At 65.2% G+C, this 24514-nt stretch carries 18 protein-coding genes and 1 pseudogene; 8 read left to right on the top strand and 11 right to left on the bottom strand.

Features of this window, described 5'->3' with window-relative positions:
• Positions 1–269 precede the first annotated feature (269 nt).
• On the top strand, positions 270–3281 hold the full coding sequence (locus IPM84_15720; GenBank protein MBK9094187.1) for a glycine--tRNA ligase subunit beta: 3012 nt from the start codon (positions 270–272) through the stop codon (positions 3279–3281).
• On the opposite strand, the gene IPM84_15715 is transcribed toward IPM84_15720, so the two are convergent.
• A complete protein-coding gene (locus IPM84_15715) occupies positions 3278–4177 on the bottom strand; it encodes a quinate 5-dehydrogenase (GenBank protein ID MBK9094186.1) in 900 nt (299 codons plus the stop codon). The two genes, IPM84_15720 and IPM84_15715, sit on opposite strands and share 4 nt — an antisense overlap.
• Before the next feature lie 71 nt (positions 4178–4248).
• Here IPM84_15715 and IPM84_15710 point away from each other — a divergent pair, with 71 nt between their 5' ends.
• On the top strand, positions 4249–6798 hold the full coding sequence (locus IPM84_15710) for an SMC family ATPase (protein ID MBK9094185.1): 2550 nt from the start codon (positions 4249–4251) through the stop codon (positions 6796–6798).
• 49 nt (positions 6799–6847) lie between these two features.
• On the opposite strand, the pseudogene IPM84_15705 reads toward IPM84_15710, so the two are convergent.
• From IPM84_15705 to IPM84_15660, 10 genes and pseudogenes are all read right to left on the bottom strand, one after another.
• Positions 6848–7343 (bottom strand): annotated as a pseudogene (locus IPM84_15705) (hypothetical protein).
• Positions 7340–7540 carry a DUF3696 domain-containing protein gene (locus IPM84_15700; protein ID MBK9094184.1) on the bottom strand — a complete coding sequence of 67 codons (201 nt, stop codon included), beginning with the start codon at positions 7538–7540 and terminating at the stop codon, positions 7340–7342. Before IPM84_15700 ends, IPM84_15705 begins: the two are co-directional and overlap by 4 nt.
• Entirely contained in the window at positions 7512–8390 is an 879-nt protein-coding gene (locus IPM84_15695) for an AAA family ATPase (protein MBK9094183.1), read from the bottom strand. Before IPM84_15695 ends, IPM84_15700 begins: the two co-directional genes overlap by 29 nt.
• 152 nt (positions 8391–8542) lie before the next feature.
• Entirely contained in the window at positions 8543–10429 is a 1887-nt protein-coding gene (locus tag IPM84_15690; protein ID MBK9094182.1) for a sugar phosphorylase, read from the bottom strand.
• Positions 10430–10472: 43 nt separating this feature from the next.
• Complete coding sequence (locus IPM84_15685) at positions 10473–11750, bottom strand: glycosyltransferase family 4 protein (protein ID MBK9094181.1); 1278 nt, start codon at positions 11748–11750, stop codon at positions 10473–10475.
• A gap of 58 nt (positions 11751–11808) precedes the next feature.
• Positions 11809–12903 (bottom strand): ABC transporter ATP-binding protein, encoded by a 1095-nt coding sequence (locus tag IPM84_15680; protein ID MBK9094180.1) that lies wholly within the window; start codon positions 12901–12903, stop codon positions 11809–11811.
• A gap of 18 nt (positions 12904–12921) precedes the next feature.
• Positions 12922–13761 carry a carbohydrate ABC transporter permease gene (locus IPM84_15675; protein MBK9094179.1) on the bottom strand — a complete coding sequence of 280 codons (840 nt, stop codon included), beginning with the start codon at positions 13759–13761 and terminating at the stop codon, positions 12922–12924.
• A 47-nt stretch (positions 13762–13808) separates the two neighbouring features.
• The gene (locus IPM84_15670; protein MBK9094178.1) at positions 13809–15209 is read right to left on the bottom strand and encodes a sugar ABC transporter permease; all 1401 of its coding nucleotides are present in this window, start codon (positions 15207–15209) and stop codon (positions 13809–13811) included.
• 124 nt (positions 15210–15333) lie between these two features.
• Positions 15334–17970: an extracellular solute-binding protein gene (locus IPM84_15665; GenBank protein ID MBK9094177.1), complete on the bottom strand. Its 2637-nt coding sequence runs from the start codon at positions 17968–17970 to the stop codon at positions 15334–15336.
• 321 nt (positions 17971–18291) lie between these two features.
• Positions 18292–19311: a LacI family DNA-binding transcriptional regulator gene (locus IPM84_15660; GenBank protein ID MBK9094176.1), complete on the bottom strand. Its 1020-nt coding sequence runs from the start codon at positions 19309–19311 to the stop codon at positions 18292–18294.
• 485 nt (positions 19312–19796) lie between these two features.
• Here IPM84_15660 and IPM84_15655 point away from each other — a divergent pair, with 485 nt between their 5' ends.
• The 6 genes from IPM84_15655 to IPM84_15630 all read left to right on the top strand — a co-directional run bounded on the left by IPM84_15655 (position 19797) and on the right by IPM84_15630 (position 24470).
• A complete protein-coding gene (locus tag IPM84_15655) occupies positions 19797–20813 on the top strand; it encodes a Gfo/Idh/MocA family oxidoreductase (protein MBK9094175.1) in 1017 nt (338 codons plus the stop codon).
• A 193-nt stretch (positions 20814–21006) separates the two neighbouring features.
• Positions 21007–21309 carry a hypothetical protein gene (locus tag IPM84_15650; protein ID MBK9094174.1) on the top strand — a complete coding sequence of 101 codons (303 nt, stop codon included), beginning with the start codon at positions 21007–21009 and terminating at the stop codon, positions 21307–21309.
• Positions 21310–21367: 58 nt separating this feature from the next.
• Positions 21368–21877, top strand: a complete 510-nt coding sequence (locus tag IPM84_15645) for a hypothetical protein (protein ID MBK9094173.1) — start codon at positions 21368–21370, stop codon at positions 21875–21877.
• Positions 21878–22999 (top strand): hypothetical protein, encoded by a 1122-nt coding sequence (locus IPM84_15640; GenBank protein ID MBK9094172.1) that lies wholly within the window; start codon positions 21878–21880, stop codon positions 22997–22999.
• Positions 22996–23610 (top strand): hypothetical protein, encoded by a 615-nt coding sequence (locus tag IPM84_15635; protein MBK9094171.1) that lies wholly within the window; start codon positions 22996–22998, stop codon positions 23608–23610. Before IPM84_15640 ends, IPM84_15635 begins: the two co-directional genes overlap by 4 nt.
• Positions 23565–24470: a hypothetical protein gene (locus IPM84_15630; protein MBK9094170.1), complete on the top strand. Its 906-nt coding sequence runs from the start codon at positions 23565–23567 to the stop codon at positions 24468–24470. The genes IPM84_15635 and IPM84_15630 overlap by 46 nt, the downstream gene beginning before the upstream one ends.
• The last annotated feature ends 44 nt before the right edge of the window (positions 24471–24514 follow it).

The raw sequence follows: 24514 nt of genomic DNA, 5'->3' as shown, positions 1-24514 counted from the left end.
CACCAAATGCAACCGCCCGGCGACTGCTAGCCTGCTGCAATTCAGACTGCGATGCCCAGGATTGACAGGCTGTGCCCCAGGACGTGCCATCAGTTTTGGCCTTCCAGGGGGCAAATTTGGTGATGTCTGTTCAACCTGGCAAATCGCCTGTTTCTTGGGCGGAAAGTGAAGTTTCGGGTCCATTGCCGCTTGCAGTGTAGTTGAGCATCTGGTAGAATCGTTTCGATCTGACAGAAGAATCAAGAAAGAACAGAAATCGAGTATTTTTTATGAGCGCAAATCAATTCGCCTTTCAAGATGTTATCATGCGCCTGCAGCACTTCTGGGCCGAGCAGGGCTGCCTGATCTGGCAGCCCTACAGCGAAAAGGTGGGCGCGGGCACGATGAACCCGGCCACCGTGCTGCGCGTGCTGGGGCCAGAACCGTGGAACGTGGCGTATGCCGAGCCGTCCTACCGTGCGGACGATGGGCGCTACGGCGAAAACCCCAACCGCATGCAGATGCACACCCAATTCCAGGTCATCCTCAAGCCTGATCCGGGCAATCCGCAGGAACTTTACCTGCAAAGCCTGGAAGCCATCGGCATCGAACGCCGTAAGCACGACATCCGTTTCGTCGAAGACAACTGGGCCAGCCCCGCGCTGGGCGCATGGGGCCTGGGCTGGGAAGTCTGGCTGGACGGGCTGGAGATCACGCAGTTCACCTACTTCCAGCAGGCCGGCGGCGTGCCGCTCGATCCCATCAGCGTGGAGATCACCTACGGCCTGGAGCGCATCGTCATGTTCCTGCAAGATGTGCGCGAGGTGTGGAAGATTGACTGGGACGGCCGCCGCACCTACGGCGATGTGCTCCTGCAACCGGAGATCGAGCACTGCCAGTACAACTTCGACGTGGCTGATGTGGACAACCTGCGCCAGATGTACAACCTGTTCGAGGCCGAAGCCAAGAACGCCCTGCGCCATCACCTGGTGATCCCTGCACACGACAACGTGCTGCGCTGCTCCAATACCTTCAACATCCTCGATGCCCGCGGGGCTGTCGGTGTGACCGAGCGCGCCAGCTACTTCGCCCGCATGCGCGACCTCGCGCGGCAGGTTTCAGACGAATACCGGCAGCAGCGCCAGCGCCTGGAGTATCCGTGGCTGGCCGAAAGCAGCACAGCCGCCGCCGCTGCCGTCTCCGCCGGTCAGGCCGCTGAATCCCCGGCCCCGGCGGGGACCGCGCAAGACCTGCTCTTCGAGATCGGCGTGGAAGAGCTGCCCGTGGATGATGTGGTCTTGGGCAGCGCTCAGTTAGAAACGCTGGCCCGCCAGCGCCTGAGCGAGGCTCGCCTGAGCTTTACTGCGCTGACGACCACAGGCGCGCCGCGGCGCCTGGTACTGCAGGTACAAGGGCTGGCCCCGCGGCAGGCCGACGACGAACAGGTGGTCAAGGGGCCGCCGCTCAAAGCCGCGTTCGATGCGCAGGGCCAACCGACTAAGGCTGCGGAGGGCTTTGCACGCAAGTACGGCCTGGCCGTGGCCGACTTGGTGCGCCGCAGCGATGCCAGCGGCGAATACCTGTACGCGGTACAGACCATTCCTGGCCGGCCGGCGCCGCAGGTGCTGCGAGACCTGCTGCCGGCCCTGGTGTCCAGCCTGAGCTTTGGCAAGCCCATGCGCTGGAACTCCAACGGCGTCGCCTTCACGCGGCCCATCCGCTGGTTCGTGGCCCTGTTCGGCGGCCAGGTCATTCCCTTCACCTACGGCAACGCCAGCAGCGGCCGCACCAGCCGCGGCCTGCGGCCGGACAACTCGCCGGCCATTGACATCGCGCAGGCGGCCGACTATGACCAGGCCATGGCCGGCGCGGGCGTAGTGGTCGAACGGACGCAGCGCCGCGCCCTGATCACGCAGCAACTGGCCGAGCTGGCCGCGACGGTGGGCGGCGAAATTCCGCACGATGCCGCGCTGCTCGATGAAGTGACCGACCTGGTGGAGGCGCCGTGCGCGCTGCTCGGCTCCTTCGACCCGGCCTATTTGAGCCTGCCGCGCGAGGTGCTCATCACCGTCATGAAGAAGCACCAGCGCTACTTCCCGGTCATGCGGGCAGGATCGGAGCAGATGCTGCCCTATTTCATCACCGTGGCCAACGGCGCGCCCCGCGATCCAGACGTGGTGCGGCATGGCAACGAAGGGGTGATCCGGGCGCGCTACGCGGACGCAGCCTACTTCGTGCGTGAGGACCGCAAAAAGCCGCTGGCGGCCTACAATCCCCGCCTGGCGACCATGACCTTCCAGGAAAAGCTCGGCTCCATGCTCGACAAGGCGCAGCGCCTGGAAGGGATGACACCGGTCCTGGCTGAACGCCTGGGCCTGAGCGCAGATGAGACCGCGACCGCCGTGCGCGCCGCGCAGCTCAGCAAGGCCGACCTGGGTACCCAGATGGTGACTGAGATGACCTCGCTGCAAGGCATCATGGGCCGCGAGTATGCGCGTGAGAGTGGAGAATCAGAGGCAGTGGCAACGGCCATCTTCGAGGCCTATCTGCCGCGCTTTGCCGGCGACCGTCTGCCCCGCGCCAAACCGGGCCTGGTCGTCGGCCTGGCGGACCGGCTGGACAGTCTGCTCGGCCTTTTCAGCGTGGGCCTGGCGCCTACCGGTTCGGCCGATCCGTTCGGGCTGCGCCGCGCGGCCCTGGGCATCGTCGCCAATCTGATCGAACACCAGGCCTTCTTCTCGGTGCGTGGCGGCCTGGCGCTAACCGCGCAGCAATTGCCGGCGCCGGTCTCGGCGCAGGCCGGTGAGGATGCCGCCGTCTTCGTGGCGCGGCGCCTGGAGCAGATGCTCAAGGATCAGGGTTTGCGCTTCGATCTGGTGGATGCCGTCCTGGCCGTGCGGGCCGATGATCCGTACCGGACCTTCCGCACGGTGACGGCGCTGCAAGACGCGCTTCGGACCCCGGCCTGGCCGGCCGCGCTGACCGCGTACGCGCGCTGTAAACGCATCGTGCGCCCGCTGACGGAGCGCTACCCGCTGGCGCCGGACGCATTGACCGCGGATGTCAGCCGGCAGCTCTATGAGAGCTACCTGGTGGCGCAGGCGCAGATTTCGCCGGACAGCGATGCGGACGTGCTGGTCAACGCGCTGATCGGCCTGACGGCGCCCATCAACCGCTTCTTCGAGCAGGTGATGGTCATGGCCGACGACCCTGCGCAGCGCCGCGCCAACCTGGGTCTGCTGCAGTCCATCGCCGCGCTGGCGGATGGGATTGTGGATTTGAGCAAGGTGCAGGGGTTTTAATTTATTTTCTGCACACTTGGCTGCCAGCCGGCGGCGGCGATCATGTCCTCCAGTTCGGCCGTGGTGAGGACACGCCCCTTGCCGGCTACGGCGGTCAGCGCGGCTTCCATCATGTTGGTGCCAAAAGAGCGGCCTTCGATGCGCGGGGTGCTGGTGATCAAATAGGCGATGCCGCGCTGGCGCAGCAGTTCCACGTCGGCCGCGGTCGTGGTGTTGGTAACGATGATCTTGCCCGGCAGGCGCTCCGGCAGGTGGCGCTTGATGTACAGAAAATCGCCGGCCACCACGCTGCCCCATTGATACCACGACTCGAATTTGGGCGTGATCTTTTCTTGCGAACTGCCGGTCGGATAAAGTACACTGATCGGCAGCAGGCCCATGATCGGCATCAGCACCCGCGCCAGGCGGCGCAGCGCGGGCAGGCCGCGCACCGGGATGGGCAGCCCGACGCCGAACATCAGATCGCCGAAAACCACCTCGAAACCGGCGCTGGCCAGCGACTGCGCCATGCCGTAGCGATCCACCGCCAGCGTCATGAACGCGCGGCGGTCGAGGATGGGCGTCTCCAGCAGCGGCTCGGCCATCTGCATGACGCGCTTCTCCATCGTATGCTTGAGGCCGCGACCGTCTACGGCTGGGGTCTTATGCACATTCCTGATCAGGCTCAGGCCAGAGCGCAGCGGGTACTCTCGATCTTCCAGGCGCAGGTAAAGCTCGACGCCGCCGACGCCAAACGCGTCCACCTTGCCGTCGAGTTCGGTGAAGAGGCGCTGCGCCTTACGCTCATCGCCGTCACAGCCGCGGCGCTCGATGCGCACCTGCTCGCCCAACAGCTCGATCTCAACCGTTTTATCCCGTGTTGAACTGCCCAGACTGATCGAAACCGCGTGTTTCATCCATTCGCTCCTTTGCCCTGTATGGTATAATTCTGAAGGTTCATCTATCATCATTATAACACAGGACAACTATGATCCCAACCAAACTTCGTTTGCACAACTTCATGTCCTACGCCGACGCCCCTGCGCTCGATCTGCGGGGCATTCACCTGGCCTGCCTGGCCGGTGAAAACGGTCACGGCAAATCCGCCCTGCTCGACGCGATCACCTGGGCGCTGTGGGGCAAGGCGCGTGCCCGCAACGACAACGACCTCATTCGTCAGGGTGAAGGCGAGATGGAGGTCGAAATCGAGTTCGAGCTGTACAGCAATCTCTACCGTGTGCTGCGTAAACGCAGCGGCAAGGGCGCCGGGCGCACTGTGCTCGAACTGCAGGTGCGCGCGGCCGATGGCTTCCGTGTGCTGACAGAGACCTCGGTGCGCGCGACGGAGGCGCGTATCGTGCAGCTTCTGCGCATGGATTACGAGACGTTCGTCAACTCGGCCTATTTGCAGCAGGGCAAGGCCGATGTGTTCACCACCATGCCGCCGGCCAGTCGCAAGGCGATCCTGGCGCAGATCCTGGGGCTGGATGCGTATGAGGAGTTCGAGGCGCGGGCCAAGGAGCTTCTCAAGGATGCCGAGCGCCAGGCCGATGCGGCGCAGGCGCAGTTGGGCGAAATCGAGCGCGAGCTGGCCCGGCTGCCAGAGATCGAGGCGTTGGCGCAGACCGCGCAGGGCCAGGTGGCCGATCTGGCGCTCAGGCTGCGCACGGCCGAGGCTATGCAGCGCGCCACGGAGGAACAGCGCCAGGTGCGCGTCAGTGCGCAGCGTGAGCTGGACGATCTGGCGCGGCGCCTGGCCCAGGTGAAGCAGGACATGGACGGCACGCAGCGCGACCTCGCCGGCCGGCGCGGCCGCCTGGATGCGTTCGAGCGCCTGCTGGCCCAGCCGGAGGAGATCGAGCAGGGCTATGCGGCGCTACAGGCTGCGCGCCAGGCGGAGGCGGGCTGGCAGCAGCGGGCTTTGGATCATGCCCGGCGCCGCGCGGCCAGCAGTGAGCTGGAAGCGACGATTGCCCGGGCGCGCGGCGAAATCGAGTCGCGCCAGCGCGTGGCCCAGGCGCGCCTGGCAGACTTGCAGACGCGCCGCGAACGGGCAGCCAGCGCCCAGCAGATGCTGCAGCAGGCGCAGGCCGATTTGGCGCGGCTGGATGGTCTGCAGGTAGAACGTGCCGCGGCCGAGGCAGCCCAGCGTGAAGCCGGCGAGGAGCGCGCCCGCCTGGAGCAGGTCAACAAACAGCTCAAGCAGGAGATGGATGCGCTCAAGGAGCGCCTGGATGACCTGGAAAAGGCCGAGGCCAACTGCCCACTCTGCCGCCAGCCCTTGAGCAGCCACGATCACCAGCGCGTGCTGGCCGAATTCCGGACGCAGGGCCTGGCGTTGGGCGACCAGCATCGGGCCAACGTGAACAGCAGTAAGACCCTGCACGAACGGCAACGCCAGTTGCAAGAGCAGGTTGCGCGCCTGGACATCGCGCTGCGGCAGCGGCCGGCGTGGGAACGGCAGAAGGCGCAGGCTGAAACCACCATCGCCGAAGCGACCCAGGCCCAGGCTGAGGCGGTACAGCAGGAGCAGACGCTGGCTCAACTCGCCCAACAACTGACGCAGCGCGACTACGCCAGCGCCAGCCAGGTTGAGCTGGCCGCACTTCAGGCGGAGATGGCCGCGGTCGTTTACGATGCGGCCAGCCACGCGGCGACCACCCAACAGGTGGCCGCGCTGGCGGGCTGGGAACCGCGCTGGCGTGAGCTGGCGCGGGCGCGGGAGGAACATGCCGGCCTGGCCGCCCAGGTGGGCGAGTTGGAACAGCGCCTGGCGCGCTGGCAGGCCGCGGCCGCGGCCGATCAGGAACGGGCAGACGCGCTGCGCGAGGCCGTGGCTGAGCTGCCGGGCATCCACGCGCAGTTGCGGCAGCAGGGCGCGGAGATCAAAGCGTTGGAGAGCCAGTTGGAGCGCGCGCAGCAGAACCTGGGCGCGGCGCGTCAGCAGATCGAAACCTGCCGGCGCCAGGCCGTGCGCCAGGTTGAGCTGACCGAGCGTCGCCAAAAGCTGAACGAAGAGCGGGCCATTTACGACGAATTGAAGCTGGCCTTTGGCAAGAAGGGCGTGCCCGCGATGATCATCGAGGCGGCCATTCCTGAGATCGAAGAGGAGGCCAATCGCCTGCTGGGCCGCATGACCGATCAACGCATGAGCGTTCAGTTCCAGTCGCAGCGCGACACCAAGAAGGGCGACACCATCGAAACCCTGGACATCATCATCAGGGATGAACTGGGCGTGCGGCCCTATGAGATGTACAGCGGCGGCGAGGCTTTCCGCACCAACCTGGCGATTCGCATCGCCCTGAGCAAACTGCTGGCCCGGCGCGCCGGCGCGCGGCTGCAAACGCTGATCATTGACGAAGGCTTTGGCACCCAGGACACCGCCGGCCGCGAGCGCCTGGTGGAGGCCATCACCTCCATCCAACAGGACTTCGAGCGCATCCTCGTCGTCACCCACATCGAAGAGCTGAAAGACCAGTTCCCCGTGCGCATCAACGTCGTCAAAGGGCCGGGAGGGTCGAGCTTTTCGATTAGCTGAGGCCGGGCATTGGCGTCTTGGCGTTAGAAAAGCGTCCTCTGCACCGGCATCACCCGTCGGGCATGGTCTCCGGGCACAAGAATACCACCCGAACATCGTGCTGCTCGTGGTTCTCGGAAGTACCACCAATCGGTATCGAGCGCGTTGAGGATCGGCGGCCGTTCCGGGTGAGCCAAAGCAACCGCTACGAACTTGCGGTCGGAGCGGTCGAAGCCAGCCAGACGCAAGTCTTGAGGGAATTCGGCGAATTCCTGATCTTCCTCTGACGCCAGCGATGCTGTGATGTGAACCTGTTCGCAACGCTGGGGATTGTGGCGATTGATCAAAGCCCATTTCAGAAAGCGATCGCCGACGCCAGGCTGTCCCGATGATTTGAGGTGGCGCTGGTATTCACGCAGGATGCGCCAACCGTCGTCCAACACCAATGTGTGCCGGCGTTCGATCTCTTTCAACTCGCGAATGCATGTCTCGATGCAGCCCGGTGTGGCTTGAGACGACATCTTATTGGCTGCGATCGGGACATTGGTATCTACGATGACCTTCATGCCGTTTGCGTGGCCTCTTCTGCCTGCTGGCGTCGCATCTCGGCTTCTGCCATCGCGGCCAACTCGCCAAACTCATCCCCAAAGAAGTCCTGCGGCCAGTTGGTGATGTTGCCGAACCCGTCGCCCTCCGTCTGGATGCGCCGTCCCCAGTGGTGAAGTAGACGCCGTTCAGGGCGTAGTCTCTGCAGCCCAGAGATGCCGCGTGGCCTCGAGGATGATCTGAATGCGCCGTTCCTTCATTACTTCTACGAAAACATCAGCCAGGCCAGCTTGCACGGCCGGATGTAGATGGATCTCCGGCTGTTCCAGCAGAAGGATAGAGCCTTCTGGCGCATAGTAGCACAGCACAAGCACTGGCAGGACTTGTGATACTCCAAAACCGACATCGGTGATCAACCCCGGCGCCCCTGCCGACCGCCCGGGGCGAGGGAGGGAAATCGAACACCGGCCAGCGGGCCGCCCCCCCCCCCCGGGAAAACCATAGAAACGATCCGGCGCAGGCAGATTACCGGGCGCTTGCAGTTCTTCCTGGTTCGGATACCCCTCGGCAACCAGGCAATAACCCGGAACAAGGCCCAAGGCGCGCTCGCGAAAGCGATAGGCAAAACGTTCGACATGCATCACGTCGAGTTCTCCAGCGCGAACCGAGCGAATGGCAGCGCTGAAGCTGAGTTCGTCGGTGGGAGCGGTTGCCTGTACCTTGCGCGGAGATGGCTGGGCGGATAGCCCCGGCAAGCGCATGCCGAAGGGACGCCGGCCAATGGCGAACCCCCCCTTTCGTGGAATGAGCCCAGGCTGATCAATGACCGCTCGTCGCCTAGATGGAGCACACGCTGCCGATCCTTGCTGTCCACAGTCTGCTTGAGCAGGAGCAAGAATTGCAGGATACTGGTCTTGCCTGAACTGTTGGCCCCGAACAAGCCGGTGATCGGCGCCAAGCGCATCTCCCCCGTGTCGGCCCAGGACTTGAAATTGAATGCAGGGAAGTGATCTGACAGAACCCAAACCCGCCTCGCCTTGCTGGCCACCGCATATATTATACCTCATAGCCCAAGCAATGCTGACGATGAGATAGCCAAGCTACCGCTGCACGTATTTTATACTGCAAGCGGGAATAGACTTCACTTTTCCGCCTACGGAAACAGGCGCAATTCGTGCCCGATTGCAGTATACCACACAACCCGCTGGCGCATGCACCATCAGCGCCTCGTCGAAATCTGGCGCGGACGGCGCATCCACCAGGGCCAGGAGCCTGCGAGGCGGGTCATGATGTGGCCCAGGTGTGACTCTGTTTGTGTTTTCAGTCGAGGCTGGCAACCAACCAGCGGGCCTGGTAGGCCGCTAGTTCGATAACTGCTGCGCCCTGGCGCGGTCTCCTCGATCAAGTCGTGAATGGCCCCGGCGCGGTGCAGACCGGGGATGGCTCGCGGCGCAGGAATAGTCTGCGGCTGAGAGGAGACGTTGACCAGGCACAGCACCGGCCTGCCCGCGCCAGGCGGTGTGCGCAGCACTGCGAAGACCGCCGGTCCCAGGTCGTGTACCTGTTGGTCTGCGGCCGGGTGAAAGGCCGGCTCGGCCCGGCGCAGCCGCAGCAGCCGGCGCAGGCCGTCGAAGACGCGGCGCTCATGCCGGGCAGGATCGGCCAGGATGGCTTCCAGGGCAGGCCGGTCGAACTTGCGGCGGTTGAGGGAGCGCGCCCGGCCGGTTTCGGCAAAGCAGTCATGGCAGTTGCGGGAGCCGAAGAGGCTGTGGGCGTAAATCCCAGGTACGCCGGCCAGCGACAGCAGGATGGCTTGTGAGGCCAGGAAGCGCGGCGCGTCGAGATGCGCATCCGGCGCCGCAGGGTCGTTCAGGAAGTCGTACAGCGTGATGTTCAGTTCGTACACGCTGGTCGAGCCGTCCGGGTTGGCCTTGACCGAGGCGCGGCCGCCGTGAGCCAGGGTGCGCGCCACCAGCCCCTGCACCTCGGCGTCGCCCAGGATGCCGCGCGCGGGCAGCACGCCGATGCCATCATGGGAGGCGATGAAATTGAAGAAGGCGGCGCCCGGCGCAGGGGGTTTCAGCGTGGCCGCCCAGTGCGACAGGCGGCCGGCGTCGCCGGTTTGCAGGGCGTGCAGCGTCAGCGGCGCCAGTGAAAAATTGTAGACCATCTGCGCCTCATCGGTCGCGGCCGTCCCGGCCAGGGGCGCGCCGAAGTAGCTGATGTTGTCCGCGTGCGGCACGTTGGTTTCGGTGATCAACAGGACGCCCGGCGCGACCGCGTCCAGCACGGCCCGCCACAGCTTGACCACGGCATGCGTCTGCGGCAGGTGGATGCAGGGGGCGCCGATCGTTTTCCAAAGGTAGGCGATGGCATCCAGGCGGATGATCTCCGCGCCGTGCGCCACGTAGTGCAGGAGCACGTCGGTCATCTCCAGCAGCACCTGCGGGTTGGCGTAGTTGAGGTCAATCTGATCCGCGCTGAAGGTGGTCCAGACGTGGCGCGTGACAACGGCGGGCGCCAGGGCGGGTTGGGGCCTGGTCTCACCTGTGACCGGCGTCAGCAGCGGCAGTGCGCGCGGCCGCACGACCTGGGACAAATCGGCCGCGGGGTCGGCCTCGATGAAGAAGTCGCGGTAGGGCGCCTCGCCCCGCCGGTAGGCCTGAAACCAGGCGCTGTGCTGCGAGATGTGATTGGCGACGAAATCGAACATCAGGCGGCCGCGTTCACCGATGGCGGTCACATCGTCCCAGTCGCCCAGCTCAGGCGCAATCTGCCGGTAGTCAACCACGGAGAAGCCGTCATCGGACGACGAGGGAAAGCAGGGCAGGAGATGCACCCCGCTGATGGCGCCGGCCAGGTGGTCAGAGAGAAAGGCGGCCAGCGTCTGCAGAGGAGGGCGGTCCGCTTCACGAAACTGGTCCGCGTAGGTGATAAGGATGGCGTCGCGCTCGGTCAGCGGCGCCTGGCTGCGCGCCGGACGCTGGCTGCGCTGCCGACGGAACTCGTCCATGCGGCCGGCCAATGCCGGCCAGACCTGGGCCGCGGTTTCCTCGCCGTAGAGAAGGGAGAGCCAACGGACGATGCGGATGTTGGGATCGCTCATGTCATGATTCATGATCGTGTGGTGCTCACATTTTTTTCCTGACTCACCGGATCAGCGACGCCAGCAGCGGGGTTACGGCCTCGAAGGAAAAGTGCTGGCGGGCCAGGTGATAGTTCCATTCTACCATACGCCGCCGCCGCACGGGATCCATGATGGCCTCGACGACAGCCTCCACCGTCTCGGAGGTGATGGCCGCCAGGTTGGCGGGGTCAGCGGCCGCATCAATTTCCACCAGGTCGAAGCCCAGGGGCGCGATGTCGGCTGCGTAGACCGGGTAGCGGTTGACCAGGGCCGGCAGGCGGAAGTAGAGCGTTTCGAGCAGGGCATTGCCGAAGCCTTCGATCAGGCTGGGGTAGGTGACGAAATTGGCATGGACGTAGGCATCCCACAAGGTGAAGCGGCCAGCGGTCGCCTCTGCCTGGGGTGAGAAGTGCTGCGCGGCGTAGATCATGGGCACGCCGGCCCGCGCCGCCTGCGCCCGCAGTTGCTCCAGGTAGCCGAAACCCTCATCGCCCGCGTGGTGACTGATGACCAGCACCGGCTCTTTGCCCAACAGCCGCGAGCGCGGCTGCGTTGCGCGCAGCCGCCGCACCAGTTCGATCGCCAGCTCGATGCCCTTGCGGCTGATGACGCGCGTGGGCTGCAGGATCAGCAGGTGGTCGCTGCCCAGGCCGAGCGTGGCGCGCAGGTCGGCGTTGGCCGGCGTCATGGCCGGCGCGGCGGTTTCGAAGTCGAAGATGTTGGGCAGCAGCACAGCCTCGACGCCCTTGCGTGCGGCCAGGGCCTGCTGCGCCAGCGAGTTGATGACCAGGTGCCGCAGCGAGGGCAGAACCGGGGGGAAGCAGCGCGCCAGGATGCCGGGGATGCAGTTGACGGTGAAACGCGGTCGTTCCCAGGCCAGGTCGTGGTTGTGGGCCAGGGTGGGGATGCCGGTTGCGGCGATGAAATCGGTCAGCGCGACGCCCAGCGCCACGTGCATGGGGATGGCGAGCGCGTTCTGCACGAACAGCATGTCCACGCGCTGTTCTTCGACGAAGCGCGCCAGGGCCGCGGTCAGCCGGGCCGCCTGGGCCGCGATGCGCTCTTCGAGGCCAGGCGCGGCCTCGGTTGCGCCAAAGCTGTGATCGTGAATCCAGCGCGCCTCCGGATGGGCAAAGTGCATTTCTGGCACGAGCTGTCCGGGCGCGGCGTCGGCGTCCAGCTCACCCGCGCAGAAGCAGTAGTCGTGCCCCAGGCGCCGCAGAATCGTCGCCAGCTTGGCGATTTCCAGCGAGACGCCGTCGGTTCCGGCGATGCGGGTCGAGATGAAGGCGATGTTCATAGCAGTGTTTCCGGTCTGATGCGTGATGCGCAAATAGGCACATCCTTCGCGCAAGCGCTTATTTCGGGTACAGTGCCCTTTTCGTTTCCGGGTCAATCCAGCGGATGTTGTCGGTCGGGAAGCGCAGCCAGACTTCGGCGTCGGCGTGCGTTTGGAAGCTCGGATGGGTGGACACCTTGATGCGATGCCCGCCAAAGGCGACGGTCAGCAGGTTCTGGGAACCCAATGGTTCTACGACCAGGACGGTGGCCCGCAGCGCATCTTCGGCCGGGCTGGCTCGCGTCTCCATGTTCTCCGCGCGGATTCCCGCCAGGATCGGCTTGCCGTCGTAGGCGGAGAGGATTGGCGCCATGGCCGGGCTGCAGGTCAGGCTGAAGTCGCCGATGCGCACCACGGTGCGGCCGTCCTGGCGTTGCACCTGGCCCGTCAGGAAGTTCATGGGCGGCGTGCCGATGAAACCGCCGATGAACTGGTTCGCCGGACGGTCGTACACGGTGGTGGGAAAGTCCACCTGCTCGATGATGCCGTCACGCATGACCGCGATGCGATCTCCCATGCTCATCGCCTCGATCTGGTCGTGGGTGACGTAGATGGTGGTGGCGCCCAGTTCGGCCAGCAGCCGCTTCAGTTCGGCCCGCATCTCCAGGCGCAGCAGCGCGTCCAGGTTGCTCAGCGGCTCGTCCATCAGCAGCACCTGCGACTGCATGGCAATGGCGCGCGCCACCGCGACGCGCTGGCGCTGGCCGCCGCTCATCTTGGAGGGAAAGCGATCGAGCATCCCCTCGATGTGCAGCAGTCCGGCCGCGCGGCGCACACGGTTTTCGATTTCGGCCTTGTCCAGCTTTTGCATCTTTAGGCCAAAGGCGATGTTGTCGAACACATTCATGTGCGGGAAGATGGCGTAGCTCTGGAATACCATGGAGATGCCCCGCTCACGCGCGGGCAGGTAGGTCACATCGCGGCCGCCGATGCTGATGCGCCCTTCGTCGGCCATGCCCAGCCCCGCAATGGCGCGCAGCAGGGTGGTCTTGCCGCAGCCGCTGGGGCCAAGCAGCACCATGAACTCGCGGTCCGCCACGGTGAGCGAAATATCGTTCACTGCCAGGAACTTGCCGAACCGCTTGGTGACATTCTCGATTCTGATCTCAGACATGCTCGTACACCTGTCAGGCTATTTGCTGATCTGTCCCCACATGTTGAACAGATACTTGCGGATCGCGAAGATGAAGATCACCGAGGGCAGCAGCATGAAAAACCCGCCGGCAAACTTGTAGGCCTCCCCGGACTGCCGCAGCGAGACCAGCACCTGGGCGGGCAGGGTGCGGTTCTGCACGGTCAGCACTGTGGCTGCGAAAACCTCGTTCCACGACATGACGAAGGTGAAGACGGCTGCGGCCGCAATGCCCGGCAGCACCAGCGGCAGCACCACGCGTCGAAAGGCCTGGAGCGGTGTGCAGCCGAACACCTGGGCCGCCTCCTCCAGTTCGTAGGGGATGCTGGCGAAGACGCTGCCGATCACCAGGATGGTGGTGGGCAAGGTCAGGGCGGTATGCATCAGCGCCAGGCTGTAGACCTGATCGTAGATGCCCAGGCTGATGAAGGTCACGGCCAGGGGGATGGAGAGGATGACCACCGGGAAAGCGCGCACGGCCAGGATGGCGAGGCGAAACGCGTCGCGACCGCGGAAGAGGTAGCGGGATGTGGCGTAGCCGGCCGGCGCGGCGATCAGCGTCGAGAGCGTCAGCGTGATGAGCGCGACCACCACGCTGTTGATGAGGCCGGGCACGATGCCATACGATCCCAGGAAGAACGACATGGTGTCGAACGAGAAGGGGATGAAGGGCAGCACGCCTTTGGGATAGCTGCGCACCGTTTCGGGCGTGGTCAGCGCCATCGAGGCGATCAACCAGATCGGCGCCAGCACCCACAGCGCCAGCAGGATGCCCACCAGGTAGGTGAAGGCGCGCCCCAGAAGCAGACGACGCCGGGCCTGGCCGCGCACGCGTGCCATCTCAGCCGAAACCTGGGCGCCGGAAGGAGCGGGAGGGTGAGCGGTTGTCATGGGCCGGCCTCCTCTTGGCTGCGCACCATGCGCAGGTAGAAAACAGCGGTAAACATGGAAATCAACAGGATCAGGGCGGCGTACGCGGCGGCGACGTTCATGTTGCGCAGCGTGTAATACTGGCGATAGGTCTCGTTCGCCAACACCGTGACCACCTCGCCGCCGGAGAGTGCAATCACCACCGCGAAGACCTGCAAGGCGAGGATGGTGCGCAGAATCAAGGCGACCTGGAGGCTGGGCTTGAGCAGCGGCAGGATGACATAGCGCACGCGCTGCCACAGAGTGGCGCCGAACACCTCAGCGGCCTCCAGCACCTCTTGCGAGATAGCCTGCAGGCCGGAGACCACGATGACCATGACGATGGCGGTGGCCCGCCACACCTCGGCCAGCCAGACGGCGATGATGATCCAATGGCGGGTGTCCGCGGTGAGATAGGGCTGCGAAGCGCTGATCAGACCCAGGCCTTGCAGGATGCTGTTGAGGTAGCCGCTCTGGGTGAAGATGGAATACCAGACGATGCCCACGGCCAGGTCGGACGCGGCCAGGGGGATCGCAAAAATGGAGAGGAAGACGGTGTTGAACTTCAGGCGGGCCTGGATCACCAGCGCCATGATGATGGCGAGGATGAACTGCACCGGGATGATGATGACCATCAGCAGCAAGGTAGTGCTCAGCGCCGGCCGGAAGAAACGGTCGTTGAGCATGCGCTCGATGTAGGTGGTGGTGAACTGGCCGGTGTCGCCCTGGTCAACCCGGCCGCTGACGCCGTCGCCGTAGACTTGCAGCAGCCGTGACGGCGCCCAGCCGGTCAGCGTTCGTTCGTCGCGCTGACCCTGCACCTGAAACCAGATCTCCAGGGTGGCCTGCTCCGAGATGCGCACCACCGCGCCGCCGGCCAGTTTACCGCGCACGGCGCTCGTCTCGTTGGGGTCAACATACAGGCTGGTGAGGGGGTCTGCGGCGGCGCCCAGTTTGGGCCGCACCGTGCCTTCGACCGGCGCGCCCTGCTCATCGGTCACGCGCACGCGGATGCGGCTTTCGGGCGTCCATCCCTCGACGCGGTTGCCGGCGGGGTCGTTGCCCTCGATGCGAAACCACACCTCGGTCAGCGTCTCTCCGCCGGTCAGGTCGGCGGCCGCGGCCATGATGCTCTGGCGATCGAGCAGGATCACCTGGCTGCCCTGGGGCAAGGCGCCGGTTGTGCTGCTGCCGGTAGAAGCCTCTGCGCGCAGGGTCAGCAGCGCTCGCTCGTCCCACACTGCCAGCCGGATGGCTCGCACCATCGGCCAGGCGAAGAAGATCGCCAGGTAGATCAGCGACGGCAGGATCAGCAGATAGGGCGCCCATTGGCGCTGCGTCCGGCGCGTTCTGGCCGGCGCGGCAGGTTCGGTGGTCATTGTCCTGCTCCCTGGTCATGCTTCTTCGGACCCCTGGCGGGTTTGCGCTCCGCCAGGGGCCAGAAGGATGGACCGATCCCTGGCTTGCGGCCGGTCAGCAACCGGCCGCAAGCGATTCTTACGATTAGCGCGCTTTCACCTGGCAGGGGCCGGTGGAAGGTGGATCGGGCGCCCAGCAGGCTGCGCCGGTCTCGTTCATCAGCGCCTGCAGACCGGCGGCCTCTTCAGCCAGCACCTTGCCGGCCGCCTCACCGTTGAGCACCACCCGGTCGAAGGCGTTGCGGAAGATCTGGTTGATCTCGCCGCCGCGCGCGCCCAGGCCCACCGGCAGCAGGGCCGGCAGCGCATCGGCCGAATTGGCCTGGGCCGTCACCGCGCCCAGTTCGATGGCCACGCCCTTGGGTAGCTTAGTTGTGCTGACGCCGCCCACCACCGGGAAGAAGCCCAGCTCGCGCAGGATCTGCTCCTGCACGCCGGGCCGGGTGAGGTAGTCAATCAGGGCTTTGGCGTTGTCCGGGTTGGGCGCAGTCTTGGGGATGCCCAGGCCGACGACGACCGGCATGAAGCCGCGGCCGGCCGGGCCGGAGGGCGCAGGGAAGGCCACGAAGTCGTCCGGTTTCTCGTTGAACGCGTTCAGCAGGCGGGCTGTATGATCGAAAGCCACCCATACGTCGCCGGCCAACAGCGGTTCCTGCATGAAGCTGTAGTTGATGGATTCGGCGTGGACGTAGGGCCACAGGTCATCGTGCAGCCAGGTGAGCATTTCCTCGGCCGCCTGGCTCTGGAAGTTGCTGACCATGCCGCCCGTGAATGAAGGCCACATGTAGCCTTCCAGGAAACGGTGGAACAGACCGGCGTGGGGCAGACCGCACAGCGCTTTGCCCTCGCCATCGAAGATGGCCTTGCACCAGGCGCCGAGCTGCTGCCAGGTCAGGGCATTGACATCCGCGCCAGCCGGCAGGTACTTCATGGCGTCCTTGTGCGCAGCCATGATGTAGGTGGCCTGCATCCACGGCACGTAGTACAGATAGTCCTCCGAGCCGAGCAGACCTGTCTCCATGAAGGCCGGGGCAAAGCTGCGGCTGGTCGAAAGGTCCTCGGCCAGGTCAATCATGTTGACCATGGCGTTGGTCTTTTGCAGCGGCGGGAAACTGCCATGCAGCGCGCCCACCACATCAATCGTGCCCTTGCCGGCCTGCGCCTCGGCGTTCACCAGGTCCAGCAGCGGCCCTTCCTCCGAGCCGGTCACATCGAATCCGGCCTTCTTGAGGATGGCGCGGAATTTCTCCTGCTCCTCCACCGGCACGAACTGAGTCGAGAAGAAGGTGACTTTGACCGGTTCGGCCACCAGGGCCGAGGCCGGCGCTTTCACCTGGCAGGGGCCATCCGAAGCTGGATCGGGCGCCCAGCAGGCGGCGCCGGTTTCGTTCATCAACTTCTGCAGGTTGGCGGCCTCTTCGGGGAGCACATTGGCGATCTGCTCGCCGTTGAGCACCACGCGGTCGAAGGCATTGCGGAAGATCTGGTTGATCTCGCCGCCGCGCGCGCCCAGGCCCACCGGCAGCAGGGCCGGCAGCGCGTCGGCCGAATTGGCCTGCGCACTGACCGCAGCCAGTTCGATGGCGGTGCCGGCCGGCAGGTCAGTGGTGGAGACGCCGCCCACCACCGGGAAGAAGCCCAGGTCTTTGAGGATGCGGCCCTGCACCGCCGGGGAGGTCAGATACTCGATGGCCTTCATGGCCGCGGCGGGGTTGGGTGCGGTCTTGGGGATGCCCAGGCCAACGACAACGGGCATGAAGCCGCGGCCGGCCGGGCCGGCGGGCGCGGGGAAGGCCACGAAGTCGTTCGGTTTCTCGTTGAAGGCTTTGATCAGGCGCGCGGTGTGGTCGAAGGCCACCCACACCTCGCCGGCCAGCAGCGGTTCCTGCATGAAGCTGTAGGTGATGGACTGCGGGTTGACATACGGCCACAGCTCATCGCGCATCCAGGTCAGCATGGACGCGGCCTCGTTGCTCTGGAAATTGCTGACCATGCCGCCGGTGAACGAAGGCCACATGTAGCCTTCCAGGAAGCGCTGGAACAGGCCGGCATGGGGCAGGCCGCACAGCGGCTTGCCGGCGCCGTCGTAGATGGCCTTGCACCAGCCGGCGAACTGCTGCCAGGTCAGGGCGTTGATGTCCGCGCCGGACGGCAGGTACTTGATGGCGTCCTTGTGCGCGGCCATGACATAGGTGGCCTGCATCCACGGCACGTAGTACAGATAGTCCTCGGAAGCCAGCAGGCCGGTTTCCAGGAAGGCCGGGGCAAAGCTGCGGCTGGTCGCGAGGTCCTCGGCCAGGTCGGCCAGGTTTGCCATCGCGTTCACTTTTTGCAGCGGCGGGAAGCTGCCGTGCAGCGCGCCGACCAGGTCAACCGTGCCCTTGCCGGTCTGCGCTCCGGCTGTCACCATGTCCAGCAGGGGGCCTTCCTCCGAGCTGGTGAAGTCGAACCCGCCCTCTTTGAGGATGGCGCGGAACTTCTCCTGCTCTTCCACCGGCGCAAACTGGGTCGAGAAGAACACCAGGCTGGACAGATCTACCTTTGGTGCTTCGGTCGGCTTGACCTCAGGCGCCGCAGTCGGCGGAGGCGCCGTGGTGGGGGTGGGAGCGGCGGTGGGCGCAGGGGTTGGCGTGGAACCGCCGCACGCGGCCAAGAGCAGCGCAATCACAAGCAGCGCCGTCAGACTGAGTAATGCCCTCGATGGGGTTGCATGTTTTTTCATGATTCTCCTCCCTGGAAAATGGGTTTGCTATGCTGCAAGCGGGAATAGACTTCACTTTTCCGCCTACGAAAACAGGCGCAATTCGTGCATGCTTGCAGTATATCCATGAGCCATTTCGTCAGCAGCGGTGAGCCGTGGCTCATAGATAACTCCTGAAATGCAAATGACTATCTCTCCAAACGAGGGTTCTTCAGGTCTGGCTGTTGCGGTGGCTCACCTCCTCTGGACAAGCGGGGGAAATCTGACGGACAAGCGGGCGGAATCTGATGGACAAGCGCGGGAATCTGATGGAAAAGCGGGGAGAACCTGACTCGCCGGGACTCAATGACCCACGCTGCCGCACGATTGGCGCACGACCAGCGCTGGCTCCAGGATGACCTGGGAAGGGGACAGGTCTTCCCCCTGAATGAGCTGGATGAGCATCTCACACACCATCTTGCCGATGCGGTAGATCGGCTGGTGGACGGTGGTCAGCGGCGGGTGCGAGTGTTCGGCCATCGGGATGTCGTCGAAGCCGGTGACGGCGATGTCGCGACCGATGACCAACCCCCGTTCCTGGATGGCGCTCATCGCGCCCAGGGCCATCAGGTCGTTACAGGCGACTACGGCAGTTGGCAGCTGAGAACTATCGAGCAGGCGAGCGGCTGCCTGGTAACCGCCCTTCTGGGTCAGATCACCCAACACAACCAGCGCTTCAGGCAGCGCCAGGCCGTGATCGGTCAGCGCCTGACGCAGGCCGTTCAGGCGCTGTTCGGCAAAGAGCAGATCGGACGGGGGCGCCAGGCACGCCAAGCGGCAATGGCCCAGGCCGATCAGGTGCTCCGCGAGCAGGCGCATCCCCTGGATGCTGTCCACATCCACAAAGGGAAAATTCAGGTCGTTCTCGGTGCGGCCAAAGGCCACGAAGGGAAAGCCGGTCTCCTCCAGGTAACTGATGCGCGTGTCTTGGCGCCGGGTGCGCACGATGACGAAACCATCCACCTGGCGGCTCTGCACCTTCTGGCGGTAAACCTGCATCTCGCGGTCGCCCGGCGCCTGGGTCGAAACGAGCAGGTCATAGCCGTGCTCGGCCGCCATGTTGCCGACGCCGGCCAGGAACTCGCTGAAGAAGGGGTCGGCAAAGCGCGGGCCAAAGGTGGGCAGAATCAGGCCAATGGTGTCGGAGCGGCGCTTCTGCAGGCGCTGCGCCAGCAGGTTGGGGGTGTAGCCCAGTTCGCCGGCCACGCGGCGCACCAGCGACTTCGTCTCAGGGCTGACGTCGTCGTAATCGGCCAGAGCGCGGGAAACGGTCGTAATGGACCTGCCGGTGCGTTGCGCAATTTCCTTGAGCGTAGCGGACATCGCCGTTCCTTCATCCAAAACTACCCAAAACTACCCAAAACCACCCAAACCCATCCAAGCCAAATCGAACCAGTCTGAATCAACCTGAACCCAACGAGACAAGGCCAGCGCAGAGGAGAACCAAAACGTTTCGGATGGTTCGTATCATACACCAAAACGTTTTGGTTGTCAAGAGGTTTGGCAATTTTTCGCCAGAATGGTTCATTGACACCCCAGGCCGGTCATGCTATAGTGGGCATGGCCTTGCGCCTGCCCGCGTGGGCGACCGCAAGGGTGCGCCCCTACAAATTGAGAAGATACTTCTTGGCCGCCCGCTCGGCGTTCGCCTGATGGTGAGGAGGCGCATGGGAAAAGTCATCGTGCTCGAAGCCCCCGCTGTGATCGGTTACGAGGAATACCCCGACCGGCCAACGACCCATTGGGGGTCACTGTTCGGACAGGAGACCGCCCAATCTCTGAACGGTTACGATTTGGGAGGAAGAACGATGAGACTCAGGACGGCCATCCTCGGCTGCGGCGGGTTTGCGCATCGCCATGCTGCGAACCTGGTGGGCCAGGCCAGCAAATTCGAGATTGTTGCCTTCTGCGACCGCCATCCAGAGCGGGCGCAGGCTCTCTCCGCTCGATACACGGACGGACGGGCCGCGGTCTTCAGCGATCATCATGCGCTGTTGGCGGCCGCGGCGTTGGACCTGTGCGTGGTCTGCCTGCCGCCCTACGGTCACAGCGACGAGGTGGAAGCGGCCGCGGCGCGCGGGGTTCACCTGCTGCTGGAGAAGCCGATCGCGCTCAGCTCAGAGCAGGCATGGCGCATGGTCGCGGCTGCGGAACGAGCGGGAATCAAGACCCAGGTGGGCTTCATGACCCGTTTTGGCGCGGCCATCGCGCGCTTCAAGCAGATGCTCGATGCGGGCGAGACCGGTCCGGTGGGCTTGATGAGCGCCCGCTACTTCTGCAACCAACTGCACGCGCCGTGGTGGCGTGATCGCGACAAGTCCGGCGGCCAGTTGGTGGAGCAGGTCATTCACCTGCTCGACCTGATGCGCTACGTGATGGGCGAGCCGGCGACGGTTTACAGCTTGCAGAACAACATGTTCCACCGTCACATGCCCGATTACACGATCGAAGATGGTTCGGGTACGGTCATCGGCTTCGAGAACGGCGGCATCGGCGTGGTCTACGCCAGCAACGGCGCGATTCCCGGCCGCTGGATCAACGATTATCGCATCGTGGCGCAGAACGTGACGGCCGACTTCACCGACGCTAACCATGCGAACTTCACCTACACGGCCGGTCCGCTGCTGCACACCGAGATCGTTTCTGCAGACGTGCCCTACCATCTGCAGGAGCTGCTCGATCTACACGCCGCCATTGTCGAAGACCGCCCCCCGGTCACGCCGATCCGCGAGGGCGCGCTGTCGCTCGACCTGGCCCTGGCCGCCAGGCAGTCTGCGGAGACGCGCAGCGTCGTGACGATAGCAAGGCCCTCACAGGCAGAGTAGATCGAGCAGGCGGCGCCAGCCCGAACGCGTGCTGTGCCAGGCGCGGTGCGCGTCAGCAGATCAAAACCTGCTGGCGCCAGGCGAGAATTGACAATGCACGCGATTTGCAGTATGACAAAGGCGTATAACCAACTCTGATCCGTGTGGATGTGAACCATGACAACATGCTTAGTGATCGGCGCTACTGGTTTCATTGGCGGACAAATTGCGGCGGTCGGCGCGATCTGGCGATGTGCCGGTTGAATGGTGGTCACCGGGATCTGGCCGACCGCCCCGGCTTGACCGCGACCTGGCCAGCGCGGCGGAGGTGGTGTTTCACGCGGCCGGCGCCTATCCGCATGGCGCGGCCAACCTGGCGCAGGAGATCAACGCGGCAGAAAGCCAGGTGCGCACCGTGTTGCAGGCGTTCGACGCTGCCGGCGCCGGTCGCCTGGTCTACACCAGCTCCTTCACCACCCTCGGCCCGCCGAACGCAGCCGGGGCGCCTGGCCGATGAACGCGATCCCTACCTACCCGGCTCCGCGCAGGAAGCCTATCACGAGGCCAAATGGGCCATGGAAGTCGCCGCGCTCCAGTCTGGCCTGCCGGTCGTGGCGCTCTGCCCCACGGCCGTCTTTGGGCCGGGTGATGTGCATCTTTCCGTCAGCCAAATTCTGCTGCTGGCGGCCAAGGGACGCATCCCGGTCTATGTAGATGCCACCTTCAACATCGTGGATAGCCGCGACGTGGCGCTGGCGCACATCGCCGCGGCCGAGCAGGGGCGGCCGGGCGAGCGCTACCTGCTGGGCGGCCACAATGTCACCCTGTTGGATAGCCTGGCGTTGACCGCGCGCCTGGCTCATGTGGCCCCGCCGCGCCTCAGGCTGCACCCGCGCCTGCTCGACGCCATCGTGGCCGTCGGCCAGGTATTTCCCATCCGCGGGCTGGGACATCTGCGCACCATGCGCCTCTGGCAGCCGTTCGACAATGCCAAAGCGGTGCGCGAACTGGGCCTGGCGCCGCGTCCCCTGGAAGAAACGGTGGGCGACGCGCTGACCTGGTTCAGGACAGTGGGTTATCTGTAGGTGGTCGCGTTCGATCTGCAACCGCTGCTCTTTGGGCTAATCGTCCTGCTGGCGCTGGTCGCCGGCGGAACGGTTTGGCTTGACCGGCGGCGACGCGGCCGGCGCCACCCCGGTTTTGATCTTTCCCTCCCTGCGCTGAACGAGGCGCCCTTTGCTGTGTTCTGGCTGACCGAGACCGGCGCCATCCCGTTTGCCAACCCGGCCGCGCAGCGCCTGCTGGGGCTGACCGCGGCAACGGGGACATTGCCGGAGGCCGAATGGGCGGATCAGCTGCTCGCCGATGCCGACGCGGCGCGGCATGACCCCGCGATCGCCGGCCGCTATCGCATCGTGCCGCTGCCGCCGAACCGCCTGCTGCGCTGGTGGGCCGGCGCCGGCGGCAAACTGATCTTCCTCTTCGACGCCACCGAGCAGCAGCGGGCCGAACAGGCCGCGCGCCAGTTGTTCAACGACCTGTCGCACGAGCTGCGCACGCCGCTGGCCACCATCCTGACCCACGTGGAGGTGCAAGGACTGGCGAACCTGCCGGAGGTGACGCGCCAGGAATCGCTGGGCCTGCTGCGCGAGGAGGCACAGCGCGCGGCGCGATTGGTCAACGGGATGCTGGAACTGGGCCGCCTGGAAACCGGCGGTGAGCTGACGTCGCGACCGGTTGATCTGCTGGCCGTGGCCGAGGCCGCGGTGCAGCAGATGATGCCCCAGGCCGAAGCCCGCGCCATGCATCTTTCGCTCGAGGCTGGTACGCCTCTGCCGGCCACAGCGGGCGACGCCGACCAACTGCTGCGCGTTTTCCTCAACCTGCTCGACAACGCCGTGAAATTTAGCCGGCCTGGTGACAAAGCCACGCTGGCGCTGCGCCGCGAACCGCCAGGCGTGCGCTGTGCCGTCTGTGACACCGGCCCTGGAATTGCAGCCCAACACCTGCCCTTCGTCACGCGCCGCTTCTATCGCGCCCATGCGCCGGAGCAGGCGGGCAGCGGCCTGGGGTTGGCCCTGGTCGCAGAGATCCTGCGCCGCCACGACAGCACACTGTACATCGAGAGTCGCACACAAGGGGATGCCACCGGCACCTGCGTCAGCTTTGTCCTGCGGGCCATGACCCTTGAGGATGGGCAACCATGAACGGAAAACGACGAACCTGGCTCCTGCGCCTGGGATGGGCGCTGGGCCTGCTGGCCCTGGCGATCGGCTACTGGCTCATTCCCATCCGTGGTCAGGTGACTTTCTCGTCGCAAACCGGCCCGTGGGATGAACCCTGGCCCCGCTGGCGCGTGAACCCGTCCACGCCGCAGGCGGGCGAAGCCTTGACCGTCCAGGTTACCGACCTGGTGGCCTGGCCCAACGTGCTGGCAACGGTCAACGGCCGCCCGATTTCGGTGCAACCCTGGGGAGATGGCCGCCTGGGCCGCTTCACGTGGGCCTTTGTTTTTCCGGCGCCGGCGGATGATGCGCTGGAGATCGTCTTCTACAGTCACTGCGACAGCGGCTGCCAGGAACGCAGCACGCTGAGGCTGGGCAAGCCGTCGAACGCGATCGCGCCGGCGGCCGATCTGCGGGCGAGCAAGCTGTGCGCCGTGGCGGCCAGTCCCACGCGTGATTGGCACGGCCGCAGCGGTTGGGATGTCGAGTTGACCTACGCCCGCCTGGCCGAGGAGCGCTTTGGGGCATTGACGATCTGGCCTGGCGTGTGCAGCAGGCGACGGCCAACGGGCTGCACGTGCTGGTGCGGGTAGATTATGACCAGGAGCAAACCCTGCCCGCGACCGGCGATCAGGCGGCGCTGACCGGGTATTTGGACTACCTGCGGCGCCTGGCGCGCGACGCACGGCTGGCCGGCGTCTATGGCTATGTCCTGGGCAGCGGCTTCAATCAAGCGAGCAGCAATGCGCAGGCCAACGGGCGCCCGGTGACGCCGGCGTGGGTTGCACGCCTCCTCGATGGCTATGGCGAGGACCCCAGTCACACAGACAACGCCGTCCAAATCATACGTGCCGAGCACCCAGGAGTACGCGTGCTGGTGGGGCCGGTGCGTCCCTGGAGCACCGATCAGGACAGCGACCGGCGCGCCGCCATTGACGCCCCCTGGCTCAACACGATGAACGCCCTGGTGGCAGCCCTGGACGAAGGCGCGCAAGCCAAACTGGCGGCTGGCTATGCGCTGGTCGCGCCGGACGGATTCGCCCTGCATGTCGCGGGGCGTGTCGGTGAACTGGGCGCAGCCGAGCCGTCCACCGATCAGCGCCGGGCCGATTGGAACGGCGCGCAGGCTGGCTTTCGCGTCTATCGCGACTGGCTCGACATCATCAACGCCTACGCGACCACGCGCGGGCTGCCGGTCTACATCACCGCCACCAATACGTTTGTGGCCGATGAAGGCGTGCCGCCGGCCCAGAACTACCCGACCGGCTGGCTGACGGCCGCGCTGGCGGAGATCAGCCGGGAGCCGCAGGTGCAGGCGCTGTGCTGGTTCCTGGACGAGGACCGCTCTGGCGACCCGCGTTGGGACCTCTTCAGCCTGACCCGGCAGCCCGGTCAACTGGCCGCGGCCGCCGCTGAGTTCGATGCGCTGCTGCGGGGCAATTCGACGCCGTAACGCACTCGAAAACTCCGGCCCCCAAGTTGACCCTGACAGATTTT

Origin of the sequence: Candidatus Amarolinea dominans (assembly GCA_016719785.1) — a bacterium.
GTDB lineage: Bacteria > Chloroflexota > Anaerolineae > SSC4 > Amarolineaceae > Amarolinea > Amarolinea dominans.
This window is presented reverse-complemented; position numbering and strand designations above follow the sequence as displayed.

Bases quoted from the DNA above. Each gene is read 5' to 3' on its own strand.
- IPM84_15720 (MBK9094187.1), top strand. From the start codon at position 270: ATGAGCGCAAATCAATTCGCCTTTCAAGATGTTATCATGCGCCTGCAG.
- IPM84_15715 (MBK9094186.1), bottom strand. From the start codon at position 4,177: ATGAAACACGCGGTTTCGATCAGTCTGGGCAGTTCAACACGGGATAAA.
- IPM84_15710 (MBK9094185.1), top strand. From the start codon at position 4,249: ATGATCCCAACCAAACTTCGTTTGCACAACTTCATGTCCTACGCCGAC.
- IPM84_15695 (MBK9094183.1), bottom strand. From the start codon at position 8,390: ATGAGGTATAATATATGCGGTGGCCAGCAAGGCGAGGCGGGTTTGGGT.
- IPM84_15690 (MBK9094182.1), bottom strand. From the start codon at position 10,429: ATGAGCGATCCCAACATCCGCATCGTCCGTTGGCTCTCCCTTCTCTAC.
- IPM84_15685 (MBK9094181.1), bottom strand. From the start codon at position 11,750: ATGAACATCGCCTTCATCTCGACCCGCATCGCCGGAACCGACGGCGTC.
- IPM84_15680 (MBK9094180.1), bottom strand. From the start codon at position 12,903: ATGTCTGAGATCAGAATCGAGAATGTCACCAAGCGGTTCGGCAAGTTC.
- IPM84_15675 (MBK9094179.1), bottom strand. From the start codon at position 13,761: ATGGCACGCGTGCGCGGCCAGGCCCGGCGTCGTCTGCTTCTGGGGCGC.
- IPM84_15670 (MBK9094178.1), bottom strand. From the start codon at position 15,209: ATGACCACCGAACCTGCCGCGCCGGCCAGAACGCGCCGGACGCAGCGC.
- IPM84_15665 (MBK9094177.1), bottom strand. From the start codon at position 17,970: ATGAAAAAACATGCAACCCCATCGAGGGCATTACTCAGTCTGACGGCG.
- IPM84_15660 (MBK9094176.1), bottom strand. From the start codon at position 19,311: ATGTCCGCTACGCTCAAGGAAATTGCGCAACGCACCGGCAGGTCCATT.
- IPM84_15655 (MBK9094175.1), top strand. From the start codon at position 19,797: ATGAGACTCAGGACGGCCATCCTCGGCTGCGGCGGGTTTGCGCATCGC.
- IPM84_15645 (MBK9094173.1), top strand. From the start codon at position 21,368: ATGGAAGTCGCCGCGCTCCAGTCTGGCCTGCCGGTCGTGGCGCTCTGC.
- IPM84_15635 (MBK9094171.1), top strand. From the start codon at position 22,996: ATGAACGGAAAACGACGAACCTGGCTCCTGCGCCTGGGATGGGCGCTG.